The 13948-nt window shown below is 38.8% G+C and carries 11 protein-coding genes; 5 read left to right on the top strand and 6 right to left on the bottom strand.

What is annotated here, in order from left to right:
• Positions 1-108: 108 nt before the first annotated feature.
• From CLV48_RS13955 to CLV48_RS13945, 3 genes are all read right to left on the bottom strand, one after another.
• Entirely contained in the window at positions 109-1911 is a 1803-nt protein-coding gene (locus CLV48_RS13955; RefSeq protein WP_106567916.1) for a DUF748 domain-containing protein, read from the bottom strand.
• Positions 1912-1978: 67 nt separating this feature from the next.
• The gene (locus CLV48_RS13950; RefSeq protein WP_106567915.1) at positions 1979-2920 is read right to left on the bottom strand and encodes a lytic transglycosylase domain-containing protein; all 942 of its coding nucleotides are present in this window, start codon (positions 2918-2920) and stop codon (positions 1979-1981) included.
• Between the two features lie 2 nt (positions 2921-2922).
• Positions 2923-3657: an LOG family protein gene (locus tag CLV48_RS13945; protein ID WP_106567914.1), complete on the bottom strand. Its 735-nt coding sequence runs from the start codon at positions 3655-3657 to the stop codon at positions 2923-2925.
• 196 nt (positions 3658-3853) lie between these two features.
• Between CLV48_RS13945 and CLV48_RS13940 the strand changes: the two genes are divergently transcribed.
• From CLV48_RS13940 to CLV48_RS13925, 4 genes are read left to right on the top strand one after another with little or no spacing between them, the layout of a single operon-like run.
• The gene (locus tag CLV48_RS13940) at positions 3854-4465 is read left to right on the top strand and encodes a YkgJ family cysteine cluster protein (RefSeq protein WP_106567913.1); all 612 of its coding nucleotides are present in this window, start codon (positions 3854-3856) and stop codon (positions 4463-4465) included.
• 53 nt (positions 4466-4518) lie between these two features.
• Entirely contained in the window at positions 4519-4869 is a 351-nt protein-coding gene (locus tag CLV48_RS13935; RefSeq protein ID WP_106567912.1) for a phage holin family protein, read from the top strand.
• Between the two features lie 3 nt (positions 4870-4872).
• Positions 4873-5247 (top strand): hypothetical protein, encoded by a 375-nt coding sequence (locus CLV48_RS13930; RefSeq protein ID WP_106567911.1) that lies wholly within the window; start codon positions 4873-4875, stop codon positions 5245-5247.
• Positions 5237-5995 carry a phosphoglycerol geranylgeranyltransferase gene (locus CLV48_RS13925; RefSeq protein ID WP_106567910.1) on the top strand — a complete coding sequence of 253 codons (759 nt, stop codon included), beginning with the start codon at positions 5237-5239 and terminating at the stop codon, positions 5993-5995. The genes CLV48_RS13930 and CLV48_RS13925 overlap by 11 nt, the downstream gene beginning before the upstream one ends.
• 30 nt (positions 5996-6025) lie before the next feature.
• Here CLV48_RS13925 and pheS read toward each other — a convergent pair whose 3' ends face one another.
• From pheS to aspS, 3 genes are all read right to left on the bottom strand, one after another.
• Positions 6026-7054: a phenylalanine--tRNA ligase subunit alpha gene (pheS, locus tag CLV48_RS13920; RefSeq protein WP_106568082.1), complete on the bottom strand. Its 1029-nt coding sequence runs from the start codon at positions 7052-7054 to the stop codon at positions 6026-6028.
• A gap of 125 nt (positions 7055-7179) precedes the next feature.
• A complete protein-coding gene (locus CLV48_RS13915; RefSeq protein ID WP_106568081.1) occupies positions 7180-10068 on the bottom strand; it encodes an outer membrane beta-barrel protein in 2889 nt (962 codons plus the stop codon).
• A 221-nt stretch (positions 10069-10289) separates the two neighbouring features.
• The gene (gene aspS, locus CLV48_RS13910; RefSeq protein ID WP_106567909.1) at positions 10290-12050 is read right to left on the bottom strand and encodes an aspartate--tRNA ligase; all 1761 of its coding nucleotides are present in this window, start codon (positions 12048-12050) and stop codon (positions 10290-10292) included.
• A gap of 314 nt (positions 12051-12364) precedes the next feature.
• On the opposite strand from aspS, the gene CLV48_RS13905 reads away from it, so the two are divergent.
• On the top strand, positions 12365-13627 hold the full coding sequence (locus CLV48_RS13905; RefSeq protein WP_106567908.1) for a peptidoglycan DD-metalloendopeptidase family protein: 1263 nt from the start codon (positions 12365-12367) through the stop codon (positions 13625-13627).
• The last annotated feature ends 321 nt before the right edge of the window (positions 13628-13948 follow it).

The following is a 13948-nucleotide window of genomic DNA, read 5'->3' as shown; positions in this document are numbered from 1 at the left end:
GGAGATTTGCATTTCTTTAAGCCTGCAAAATTACAAATTATACTGAGGGATTCCTACCAGAAACCCATCATTAAACCTGCAAATGAACAGCAAGGTTTTATAAAAAAACTAATCGCCATTTTTAAGTTGTCTTCGCTCTTCCCTACGTTCCCTTCGGGACAATTTGCTTCCATCTGACTCATGCTTGGATGAATCTTCATGTTGAGCACTTTGAATTAAACCTGTACCCTGAAATTGGGTTTGTCTTTCCTGCTCTTTCTTTTTCAATTCCTCCAGATCATCTCCTGTCAGGGTTGATTTCAATCCTGAAAAAATAAGTTTCCACCAATAGGCAAACATTGACTTATGTGTGTCCCTGATATAATATACCGTACCATTTACGATTTCTCCGTTTTTTTTGGGATTATTGGATTTGATAACCAGTTTATTGGCAAGGAAAGAACCAAGCTTTCTGAAAATATTGTTGTCTTTTTCAAACTTTGGATTGAGAAGTGCCAGCTCTAAATCCTCATAAAGAATCGTGAGCTTACCTGTACCATCATAATCATTTCCCCGAATATCAAAGGTCAAACTATTTAATTTTCCGGATTTGATACTGGCTTTTGCCTGAGGTTCAATCATGGGATCAAGTGTTTTCAGGTCCATCGGCCCTAAAGTACCATTTAAAGTAAAGGCTCCAATCTCACTTTCCAGCTCATATTGGGCAAGAACCTTTACTAAACCCTGCCCCATCAATTTCCCACTGGCATCTAACTTTAACAATTTGTTTTCACCCCTCCTTTCAATAAAATTCGAGAAATTGATAATGTGTGCCTGCATATCCGAGAAATACAAAAATCCTGCCCTTGGGGCCAAATTGTCGGGCCGTTCCTCAATTTTCAGATATGCATCACTGACAAAGATATGGTCAATATGAATCACCTGACCTAAATTCTTGAATAGCTGATGTACCATCTGAGGCCTTTTCAGCTTATCTTCCGGTTTCCTCTTATCGACAAATATTTCCATCCTCAAACCCTTTGCAAATACAGTGTCCACTTCAATGATGCCTTTTCGGAGAAAATTGCCAAAATGCACCCCTCTTAAGTCCAGTTTGGCATGATCGATTTCAGTCCATGACTGCATTTCATCGAACTGCGCTGTATATTGGTATTTTCCCTGCTTGTTGAGCAAGCCCATATAGCCAAAGGACATAGACTCTGTGTCTGTATCCAGACTAATCTTTTTGACCAAGGCATATTGCCTAAACTGATCAAAATGGAACACAGCCTCCCCTATACTTCCCTTTACTTTATCTACATGAAATAATGATTTGGGATCCAGTATATCTTCTTTAGAAAGCAAGAAACCCTCAACCTTTAAATCCATGTCCTGGAGGGAAACCCTTACTGAGTCAAATAAATTGTTGACCAATTCAATAGAAAGGTCATTTAAATCAAAATACTTGACACTTACGGATTCATAATCCTTGGACTTGCTTTTTTGGGGATTTTTAGGAATAAACTGTATCGAATCAATTGGCGGGGTGGAGGAAACAATAACCATATTCCGGATCAAAGCAGAATCCACAGCAATAGAATTTCTAAAAAGGTACTCTGACCATTTAAATCCAGTGAGATCCAAATGATCAATGCTCAGATCCACCCGGATATAGTCATCAGACAAAGCTTCGGTTGGTTTTACTTTAATGTCACTGATTTTTAGGTAAGTTCCTGTATAGTCATAATCCAAAAGAATATGACCAAAACTCACTTGGTGATCAGCAAACAAACTTGCTCCTGTAATCAGATTTGATACAATCCTATCTGCGTTGGCATTGAGGTAGCTATTAATCAAAAATGGAATACCTCTGAGGATCAAAAAAAGGACAACTGCTGCTCCGAAAAAAAGCCAGATTAAAAATTTTTTCATACCACCTAAGTTATGCACTTAAGTTATTGAAAAATAAGAACTTTTTTCAGCAATAGGTATTTTGAATTTATGTAACAGGCAGTTTGATAAAATATTCTTTATTTTTTGGCACAGTGAGTTTGGTGGACCTCAACCATGGATTATGAATTTTTAATTCCTTGTAACTGCTGTTATGCCTGAGTGCCCATTGGGAAAGGTTTGGGATGCTTTGGGTTACTTTTAGTTCTCTGAGTAAGGGAAGGCTGTAATAATCTTTTTTGGTGAGTTCAAAACCGTATTTCTCGGGATTTTCAAAAATCTCCTTAAATGCCAATACCCTAAAAATATAACGACTGGTCTCGTCATTGAGAAAAAGGTCGTAGTAGTTTTCAAAGCGCTGCTCCTCTTTTCTTTTTTTCAAGCCTGTAATTCCCATATTATAACTTGCAGCCACAGAAGTCCAATTGCCAAATCGGGCATAAGATGATTTCAGGTATTTGCATGCTGCTACAGTGGCTTTTTCCAAATGGTACCTTTCATCCACTTCATTGCTAACCTCCAGATTATATTCTTTTGCTGTGGCGGGCATCAATTGCCAAAAACCACTTGCGCCAGCGGGCGACACCACATTCAGAAAACCGGATTCCGCCATCACCAGGTATTTGAAATCATCAGGAATCCCATTTTCCTTCAAAATCCTTTCAATAGTTGGTAGAAATTTGCCGGAGCGTTTCATTAACAATACCATATTGGACTGCCAATATACATTTACATAGATCTCCCTCTCCAACCGTTCATAAACATCCTGTTTTTCCAATGGAACCGGCTCACCGGAAAAGGAAATTTTGTCAGGTAGTTCAAATATCCGGAACTTGGGTTCTGGTATAGTGAGCTCCACTTTATCACCTGTAGGTGTCTCCAAAATAAACTGATCAGAAATCCTGTTCTTTTCCAGATTATGCTGGTAAATCAAGATGCCGAACAGGATTGCGATAAGAGCATATAGGATAAATAGGTGATAAGATCTCATGATCAATAATTTGGGGTCAATAAATACTTACTATAGAATTCATCGATAACTTTTACGGCTTCTGTCGCATCGTCCACAATAAAAAAGAGATCAAGATCTTCAGGGTTGATATAGGCATGCTGCTGCAACAGCGTAGTTTTGATCCAATCGATCAATCCCCCCCAAAATTCTTTTCCCACCAGAACTATTGGAAACCTACCGATTTTAATGGTCTGTATCAAGGTAAGTGCCTCAAACAATTCGTCTAAAGTCCCGAAACCTCCCGGCAAGACGATGAAACCCTGCGAATACTTAGTAAACATGACTTTTCGTACAAAAAAATAATCAAAGCTGATCAATTTGTCTGGATCAATATAAATGTTCCCTTTTGCTTCAAAAGGCAGTTTGATACATAAACCGACCGATTTACCATTCTCTGAACTAGCTCCCTTATTGGCTGCTTCCATGATTCCAGGTCCCCCTCCTGTAATTACCCCATAGCCATGCCTTACCAATTTGGCAGAAATTTCTTCCGCCATTAAATAATGAGGGTGGTCTTCATGAGTCCTAGCGGATCCAAAAACAGAAACGCATGGGCCTATTTTGGCAAGTTTTTCAAATCCTTCAACAAACTCTGAAATTACCTTAAAAATTACCCAGGAATCATTGCTCTTGATTTCATTCCAGTCCCTCTCTTTAAAAGCCTTCCTGATTTTTTCTTCTCTTTTTTGTTCAAAATTGTCAAATCTGCTGCTCATCTTTCTATAATTTAAATACGGAGAAACTTAGTATCCTTTGGACTGACCAAACGCTCTAAATTTAAAACAATAACGAGGTAAATTGAAAATCAGTTGTTTTTTATCCTGGAACTTTTTGTTCTTAAAATCATTTTGATCTGCGCTATTGCTTTGATTATTAACTATTTTTACCTTCGCAGGCTTTTGTTAAGAATCTATGAATTTACAGGAAAAATCCCAAGAAGTCAGAAGGGTATTTGAGGAGTTGGATACAGAAATCAAGGCTTTTTTGGAAGCCAGTAGACTTACTTGTATCCCAGGCTGTGGTTTTTGCTGTTCAAACCCAAAGGTTAACGCTTCTATATTGGAGTTTTTGCCTTTGGCCTTTGATCTTTATGATAAAGGAAAAGCTGAAAAAGCATTGGAAATACTGGAAAGCCAAGATGAGCAAAGCCTTTGTATCTTATATAAATCCATTTCAATGGACAATACCATGGGTTTTTGCTCTGATTATGTCAATAGAGGGCTGATCTGTAGGCTTTTTAGCTCTTCTTACCGGAAAAATAAGGAAGGGAGAAAAGAAATCATCACCTGCAAAAAATTAAAAGAAGGTAAAAAATCGGAATTTGAAGCAGCAACTCGATTGGTAAATGATAACCTTCCCATTCCCTCAAGCACAGGAGTTTATGGTGAATTATATAACATTGATTTTCAGCTGACCTCACAGCAATTCCCCATTAATCAAGCAATTAAAAAAGCCGTAGACCTGGTATTAACTTATAAGTTTTATTCCGAAAACCAGGAGCCCGAAACCAATGAAAATTTTTGATGCCAGCTTTTTGATGTATATTGGGTAATATTTCATCAAAATTCGGGTCATTTATGCTGAACATTTCAGAAATTATCCAGACAATAAAACAGCTCATTGAGGTGCGGATGCAGCTCATCAAAGACGAAGTCAACGAAAAAATTTCCACTATCATGGCAAGGATTTTTTTGCTTCTTTTGATGATGACGGTGTCTGTAATGGTTTTACTGTTTGTGAGCTTTTCACTTGCTTTTTATCTAAGTGAGAAAATGTACTCTACCTACAAAGGATTCCTTTATGTCGGATTGCTATATCTGCTTATTTTCATCCTGATTTATTTCCTCAAAGATTCCAAAGGAATTTTAGGCTCATTCCAGAACTTTTTGAAAAACTTTGTATTTAGAGGACGTAATAAGGAGGATTAATATATGAAAGAGGATTTGAAAAAAAAGGCTGAGGAACTCGAACAAACCTTGGGAATGCAGCTATCCTTAGCCAAACAAGAATCAGAAGACTGGATAAAAGTTGGGGCAGCAGTATTAATTGGCGGTGCTGTAGCATTCCTGGCAGTAAGAATGATGGCCGGCAAAAAAAACAAGAAGACTGAAAAAGTACTTCAAGTGCTGGAAAAAGAAGGTTTGCTTGATGAAGAAATCACCAAAAAGTTAACCAAAAAAAGTGACACTGGATTTTTTGGAAGATTAAGTGCAGCCCTTTTACCCATTGCCATCAATTATGGTAAAGAACAATTGATGAACCGCTTAAATCAAGAACAAAAACAATCCGCCCAACATGAGGAATGAGGTGGGCGAAAAATTAAAGTCCATTGTCCGATCAGGTAGAAAAGGTATTGCCTGGCTTATAGATCCGGACGATATGGATGAAAATTCAGCTTCTAGATTACAGGAAGCAAAGTCCTTAAAAATTGACTTTATTTTTTTGGGAGGAAGTTTGATTCAAAAAAATAACATCAATGATTCTATCCGTTTGATAAGAATGTATGCGCCAGGAGTTCCAATAGTGTTATTTCCAGGTAGTTCGATTCAATTTTCAGAAGAGGCAGATGCCATCTTATTTCTCTCACTGATTTCAGGCCGCAATCCTGAATTATTAATCGGTCAGCATGTAAGTGTTGCACCAATTATTGCAAAAAGTAATATTGAAGTGCTTCCAACAGGATATATGCTTATCGATGGTGGAGAAAAAACCAGTGTACATTACATCAGCCAAACCATTCCACTGCCCAATCATCATCCGGAATTAAGTGTAGCCACCGCTCTAGCAGGTTATTATTTGGGACTACAATATTTCTATTTGGATGCAGGAAGCGGGGCACCCAACCCCGTCAACTCAAAAATCATTAAGTCAATTAAACAAAAATTGCCTGCACCACTTATTGTTGGCGGAGGTTTAAATAGTCTTGAAAAAGTGAAAGCTGCTTTTTTAGCAGGTGCAGACTTAGTGGTTATTGGCAATGGTGCAGGAAAATCCTCCGCTTTATTAAAGGAGGTAAACTCATATCTAGAAACTTATAGAATAATGGCAAACTAAAAACGCTTCCTTTTAAGAAGCGTTTTATTTCTAAAGTAGGGACCTGAACTGTTTAAGAAAACGGACATCGTTTTCCGTAAATAGCCGGAGATCCTTAATCTGGTATTTAAGCATGGCAATTCTTTCTATACCCATTCCGAAAGCAAATCCGGTATATTTTTTGGAATCTATGCCACAATTTTCTAGAACATTAGGATCAACCATACCGGAACCGCCGATTTCAACCCATCCACTGCCTTTGCAGACATTACAACCTTTTCCACCACAAAGCAGGCAACTGATATCAATTTCAGCACTTGGTTCTGTAAATGGAAAGAATGAAGGTCTGAACCTGACTTTGGTCTCCCTTCCAAACATCTCCTTGGCAAAATGATAAAGTGTATTTTTAAGGTCAGCGAATCCTACGTTTTCATCAACATACAAACCTTCAACTTGATGGAAAATGCAGTGTGCTCTGGCAGAAATGGCCTCATTTCTGTAAACCCTTCCAGGAGATAAGGTCCTGATAGGAGGCTTATGACTTTCCATTACCCTCACCTGAACAGAGGAGGTATGTGTCCTTAAGGCAATATCTGGGTTCTTTTCTATAAAGAAAGTGTCCTGCATCTCTCTGGCAGGATGATTTTCAGGAAAATTCAATGCGGTAAAATTATGCCAATCATCCTCAATTTCAGGACCTTCAGAAAGGTTGAACCCTATGCGTTCAAAAATCTCTATGATTCTTTGTCTCGTAGCTGTCAATGGATGAATTCCCCCTACGGGTATATAAGTAGCCGGCAATGTAAGGTCCAGATCCATTGACTTTGCTTTCTTGGATGCTGCATTGACCTTATCGATCAATTCCTGGAATTTGTTATCTGCGAGTTGCTTTACCTCATTGACAAGCTGTCCATATTCCTTTTTCTGCTCATTAGGAATATTTCTTATTTCGGCAAACAACTCCCCAACTACACTCTTCTTGCTTATAAACTTCAACCTGTAAGCCTCAAGTTCATCTTGATTTTGTGCGTCAGCTAACACAATGGCGGACTTAATGGTTTCTATTTTTTCCTGATGCATATCCTCATTCATTTTCAGAACCACAAATCTAAAACAAATGACGTTAAATTCACTTTTTTCTTAGGGTATCCTACAAAAAGAAAAAGGCACCCTTTGGGCACCTATTCCTTTAAGAAGAGAGAATCCTACCAGGTTCTTCCCCCGCCCCCCATTGGTCTACCCATTGGAGGTCCAGACTGATTGCTGGCCTGTTGCTTGAAGTTACCTATGATATAGGTGAATGAAACCAATCCGTACCTAGTCAAAACCCTGGTAAAGGTGTCTTCAATGGTCACATCATTGACTGTCCTCCCAATAGCATTGTTTTGATTAAGGAGGTCAAAAACCGTAAACTTAAATTCTCCCTTATTGTCTTTTAGGAACCTGTAGCCTGCCTCAATATTCCATAACCAGACAGATTGGTCCAAGTCAGCGGAGAGCCCTCTGTACAACATGTTGTTGACCACATTGGAAACAAACAGCTTTCCATTGTTAGGTGAATAGTAGAATCTGATATTTGAATTTTGGATATAAAAATTGTTACTCAAGTTTGTCTGAAGGGAGCTATTCACAATGGTATATGTTCCGGTAGTGGAAAGGGTGAAATCTAAATCCTTGCTGATATTGCTTGTCAATGTCAGACCTTGGCTAAGGTCAATATTGTCATTGAAATTCTTCTGTCCATTGATCAGGCCCGGGGTCCTGTTAAAAGCCACACTACTGTTCATATTGAACTGTGACTTGAGTTTTTTGATCGGTGAACCGTAAGTCACAAAAAGTCTTGATCTCAATTGCCCTGAAAGATTTTCGGGTCTGCTGATTTGCGCACCTGGTCTCAACAATACCTCGCCATTGATCAGGGAATCAGTCTGGGAAACGAATGTACTATTTCCTATGAAGTTCTCCGTTAATGATACGAATAGGAAAGAGAAGAATGTTTTTGATTTCTCCAGGTTGATTTTAGAGAAGTTAGTGAATACTGAATGTGAAAAGGCCTGTTGCAAATCTGGGTTACCTACAGTAAGCTGGAGTGGATTCTGGTTATTAATCACATTTTGCAATTGATTGACCGAAGGTTCTTGAGTATTGGTCCTGTAACGCAGCCTGAAGGAAGTTCCCTTTTGTTGATTACGGTAGAAAGCATTCATTCCCGGTAGGAAATTGCTAAATGTCTGATTAAATGTCCTTTCAAGCGGAAAAAGGCTCTCATTATCCTGAACTGCATATTGATAATCTAAATTGGCATTGACATTCCAATTTTTCAGATTATAGCTGTACCCCACACTAGGTCTCTGTATCGTAAATCTGTTGTCAAAAACGTTACTTAACGCAGTATCCAAGACCATAATGCCTAGTTCAGGAACCATACTAAAGGTCTGCTGATCAGCAGAGGTCTTGTTATTTCCCACCTGATAAGATGCTGTCAGTAGCGATTTTTCTGTAACTGGCTCCGTAAACTGAAGGGTAGCCCTATAATTGAAACCATCTGACAATCCAAAGGTTTCCTGATTGATAGTGTCCCTAATATCCCTGATAAAATCCCTGTTGGCTGCAATCAGTTCTGAAAGCTGATCTCTTTTATTCCAGCTGGTAAAAACGGTGGTTGAAAGGGTTCTTCCTTTTTTGTCAAACTTATACCTGTAGACAAAATTATTGGAAACATTGTAACCTTCTGTCGTTGCATCTGAACGGGTTAAGGTACTGCTTAGAGGATTCCGTATTCCTGAAAGGTTCAAACCATCCCTGTCATTGAAAGTTGTATTGTTTTGAAAATTAATGGATGGAGTGACAATAATGGCGTTTTTATCATTGATGTCATACTCAATCCGACCATTTATCCTATGGTTGTTGTTCTTTATATTGTTTAGTAAACTTTCTTCATAAAACTGTCTATTTGTTTCTGACAATATAGTTTCTCTATTGGTCAACCTGAACAGGTTATTGTTGGTTGAGTTAAAGAAATAACTCGCAGTCAGGTTCATGGATTTGCCAATCTTGTCACTGTAGTTCAGGCCCAGACTGTTTGTGGTAATGATCCCTTGGTCCTGTCCCACTAGGAAGTTGTTATTTCCACCTCCGCCCCAACCACCGCCACCAGGACGGCCGCCTCCCATACCTCCTCTGCCACCAGGTCCGCCTTGACCACCAGACACTCCTACCAAGTCCTGAGAAGAGAAATTCTGTTGGTTGATATTATTGAAAAGGCCAATAATTGAAATCCGCTTATTTCCGTTGAAATAATTGAAATTACCACCTGCGGCATATCTATTCTGAGACCCCCCTCCTGCATAAATCCTTCCAAATTGTCCCGAACGCTTATCCGGTCTGGTAACGATATTGATGGTTCTTGAATAGTTACCATCATCAAAACCTGTCAATCTGGACTGGTCGGACCTTTGGTCCAAGATTTCCACTCTGTCAATGACATCTGCGGGTAAGTTTCTTAAAGCCAAAAATGGGTCACTTCCAAAAAACTCCCTACCATCAACCAGCACCCTTTGGACCTGTTCTCCTTTAGCCTGAATTTCGCCATTTTGTATAGTTACACCAGGAATTTTTCGGACCAAATCTTCAGCATCGGCGTTTTCTCTTGTTTTGAAAGCATTGGCATTAAAGGAGGTAGTGTCTCCTTTGACTTCACCAACAGGTATCTGGCCTTCAATGATTACTTCACCTAGCAATTTACTGTCTTCTACCAATATCAAGGTTCCAATATCCAATGCATCGCCTCGATTATGAATTTTAGTAATTTTTTGATAACCCAAAAATGTGATTTCCAACTTTACGCTTGGGATCATTGGGCGCCTTACTTCAAAACTCCCATCCGCTCCAGTAACTGTGGATACCAAAAGTGAATCGGTAACTGTTTTGACCAATACGTTGGCACCAATTATGGGTATTTTACTTTCCCCTTCAATTACTTTCCCTTTCAACAAAACTTCCTGGCCCCGTCCCTCTCCTCTTTGTGCCTGAGAATGAATCGCATAAACCAATAAAAATAGCGTTAAAAATAATCTAACAAAGGTAATTTTCATCATATTGAATTTAATAACAACATCTTAGACAGCGCGAATTAACAAAAAGTTTAATCTTAAAGCCATGAAAGTTTTGAGTGGAAAAAATGCCCTATGAATGGCAAGAAAATCAGGACAGAATGCCAAAAAAAATACTCCAAAACCAATCCTTCATTAATTTCAAGCGCCTTTGGACGCTTATTCAACTAGAAGTTTTCAGTCTTGGAGCAGTTATTTGTTTATTAGGATTTTGGTTCTATGGAAACCCTAATCGAAAGTTCCTTGAGTTGTTCCTCTGCAATCGTACTTGGAGAATCAATCATTACATCTCTTCCGGAGTTGTTTTTTGGAAAGGCAATGTAATCCCGAATAGAATCCGATCCTCCAAAGATCGCACATAACCTATCAAATCCAAAGGCTATACCACCATGTGGAGGTGCACCATATTCAAACGCTTCCATCAAAAAGCCAAATTGTTTTTGGGCCTCTTCATCCGAAAAGCCTAAATGCCTGAACATCAACTGTTGTGTCGGACGGTCATGTATCCTGATTGAGCCTCCTCCAATTTCCACACCATTGATTACCAAATCATAGGCATTTGCCCTAACCTTACCGGGATCAGTTTCCAGCAATGGGATATCATCTTTTTTGGGAGAAGTAAATGGATGGTGCATGGCGTGGAAACGTTTGGTTTCTTCATCCCATTCCAAAAGTGGAAAATCAATCACCCATAGTGGCTTGAATACAGTCCTGTCTCTAAGACCCAAATCCTCACCCATCTTCAGGCGTAATTCAGACATTTGCTTTCTTGTAGTCCTTTCTTCTCCACTCAGCACCAATAATAAATCTCCGGGTTCAGCACCCATTGCGCCTGCCCAAGCTTTCAGATCGTCATTGGTATAAAATTTATCAACAGAGGATTTAAACGTTCCATCCGGATTACATCTGACATAAACCAAGCCTTTGGCACCAATCTGTGGTCGCTTCACCCAATCAGTCAGTTCATCCAATTGCTTTCTTGTATATTCGCCTGCACCTTTGGCACAGATACCAACTATCAATTCTGCTTGGTCAAAAATAGAAAATCCTCTTCCTTTTGCTAATTCATTCAATTCCGCAAATTTCATGTCAAAACGAAGATCAGGCTTATCGTTTCCATAAAACTTCATCGCATCCGCATAGGTCATTCTTTTAACCTCTTCCAATTCAATGCCCTTAACAGACCTGAAAAGATGCCTTACCAAACCCTCAAAAGTGTTAAGGATATCCTCTTGACTTACAAAAGACATTTCACAGTCTATCTGGGTAAATTCAGGCTGCCTATCTGCCCTCAGATCCTCATCTCTGAAGCACTTTACAATTTGGAAATACCTGTCAAATCCACTGACCATCAACAATTGTTTAAAAGTCTGTGGAGATTGGGGAAGCGCATAAAATTCACCTGGATTTACTCTGCTTGGCACCACAAAATCCCTTGCTCCTTCAGGAGTTGACTTGATCAATACCGGGGTCTCAACTTCAATAAATTCTTGAGCATCCATGTATTTCCTAGTTTCCTGCATCATTCGATGGCGAAGCTGCAACTTCTCTCTGACCACATTTCTTCTAAGATCAAGGTACCTGTATTTCATCCTAAGATCGTCCCCTCCATCTGTCTCATCCTCTATAATAAATGGAGGTACTTTTGCTGAATTTAGGATTTCAAGCTTTTCAACTTTGATTTCAATTTCTCCTGTAGGCAATTTGTCATTTTTGGAAGCCCTTTCCACTACTTTTCCGGTGGCCTGAACCACAAACTCACGGCCCAAAGTAGTTGATTTTTCCAATAGGTGTTTAGCTGTGGAACCTTCTTCAAAAATCAACTGGGTGACACCATATCTATCTCTTAAATCGACCCAGACCAAGCCCCCCTTATTTCTAACTCTCTGTACCCAACCGGCCAAAGTTACCTCTTGGTTGACATGTCCAATTCTTAATTCTCCGCAAGTATGTGTTCTAAACATGATAATCGCCTTGTATTTTTTAAAGTGGACAAAGATAAACAAAGCTTCTTGAGTATGCTATTCCCATAGTAAGAGAATGCTCCAAAAATTTATTTTTTGACAAGAATGTTATGGATTCAATGAAAAAATTGGATAAATGAAGCTTTTGGAGATCAAAATCATCAATCGAACAAATTTTTCGCAAAATTTTCAACTGTTATTGAAAGGCAGGAAAAATGTTAAAAAACCTAGATTGACTTAGAAAAATTTGGAATTTGACCGGAATTTAAATTTATTTGACAATTCACTCACCAACCCATAAAGCTTAGCTTAAAATGAAAAAAAGATGGATCAGTGCAGGTGTTATGGTTTTTGCACTTGCAGGAGGGTTTTACTGGCTTGGAGGTAATTTTTCCCTCGGTGCTGGAGATGAGACTGAAATAATTTTTGAAGAGGAATTCGAAGAAGAGGAAGAGTTTCTTTACGGAATCAATATCAAGGAATTAGATGTCATTGAAGGAGTGGTGGGGAAAAACCAGACCCTCTCAACCATACTCGCACCCTTCAATGTACCGTATCAGATTATCGATGAAATAGCTAGAAAATCCATTGACATTTTTGACGTTAAAAAAATTGCCTTCAACAAAAAATTTATTGTATTAACCCCAAAAGATTCTTCTCAAGCCCAATTCTTTATTTATGAAGCCAATCCAGTGGAATATGTAGTTTTCAAACTGGATGAGGTTGAAGTTTACAAAGAAGAAAAGCCAGTAGAAATAAAAACCATTGAATTTGGGGGAATAATTACAAAAAGCCTCTATCAGGATATGGTGGACTTAGGTGCTTCCCATGAACTGATCAACAAATTTGCGGATCTTTATGGTTGGAATGTAGACTTTCAACGTGTCCCAAAAGGAGACAAATTTAAGGTAATTTTTAAGGAAAAATTTGTTGAGGGAGTCAGCGTTGGATTTGATGGTTTAGAAGCTGCTTATTATGAACACAAAGGTCAGGAATACCATGCCATACCTTTTGAGCAAAATGGTGAATTGACATTTTTTGATCAGTATGGCAATAGCTTCAAGAAAGAATTTCTTCGTGACCCAGTAGAGTATACCCGAATAAGCAGCAAATACAATCTTAACAGGTTCCACCCTGTACAAAAAAGGTATAAACCACACTTGGGTACAGATTACGCAGCTCCTACCGGTACAGAAATCAGGACTGTTGGTGATGGTACAGTAATCGAAGCAAGGTTTACCAGCGCCAATGGTAATTATGTCAAGATCAAACATAATGGAACATATACCACCCAATATTTACATATGTCCAAAATTGCATCTGGAATGAAACCAGGGACAAGGGTCAAGCAAGGACAAGTAATTGGTTATGTAGGAAGTACAGGTTTAGCAACTGGTCCGCATTTGTGTTTCAGGTTTTGGAAAAACGGTCAACAAGTGGATTGGTTAAAAGAAGAAATTCCACCTTCTGACCCAATTTCTCCAGAAAACAGACAAGCGTTTGAGAGGGTGAAAATGGAAAAAATACAACAGATTTCAGCAATACCGTTAACAGAAAAATTAGTGGCCCAAAATTAATTCTTGCCCCCTTTAATCAACCCTTTTATTTGCATTATAACAAATGAGTTTCCTCTTGGGAATTTTTCCATTTGAAAAGGATCAAGAAGTATTATAATATAGTCTTTCCAATTCGACTTCGAGAGTTTGAAAATGAAAAAAGCTAACCGGAGACCGGTTAGCTTTTTTAGTAAATCAAATAGACCGAATATTAAAAAATAAAGTCGTTGATGTAGTTAATAATATCATTTATTGCTGACTCTGAGCTCTGTTCTTCTGTTCTGCTGGTGCTGTGCCTCTGAGCAGTCGCCCGTTGCGCAGTCCACCTTCGGACGGCTCTCA

Origin of the sequence: Cecembia rubra (genome assembly GCF_003014575.1) — a bacterium.
Taxonomy (GTDB): Bacteria; Bacteroidota; Bacteroidia; order Cytophagales; family Cyclobacteriaceae; genus Cecembia_A; species Cecembia_A rubra.
This window is presented reverse-complemented; position numbering and strand designations above follow the sequence as displayed.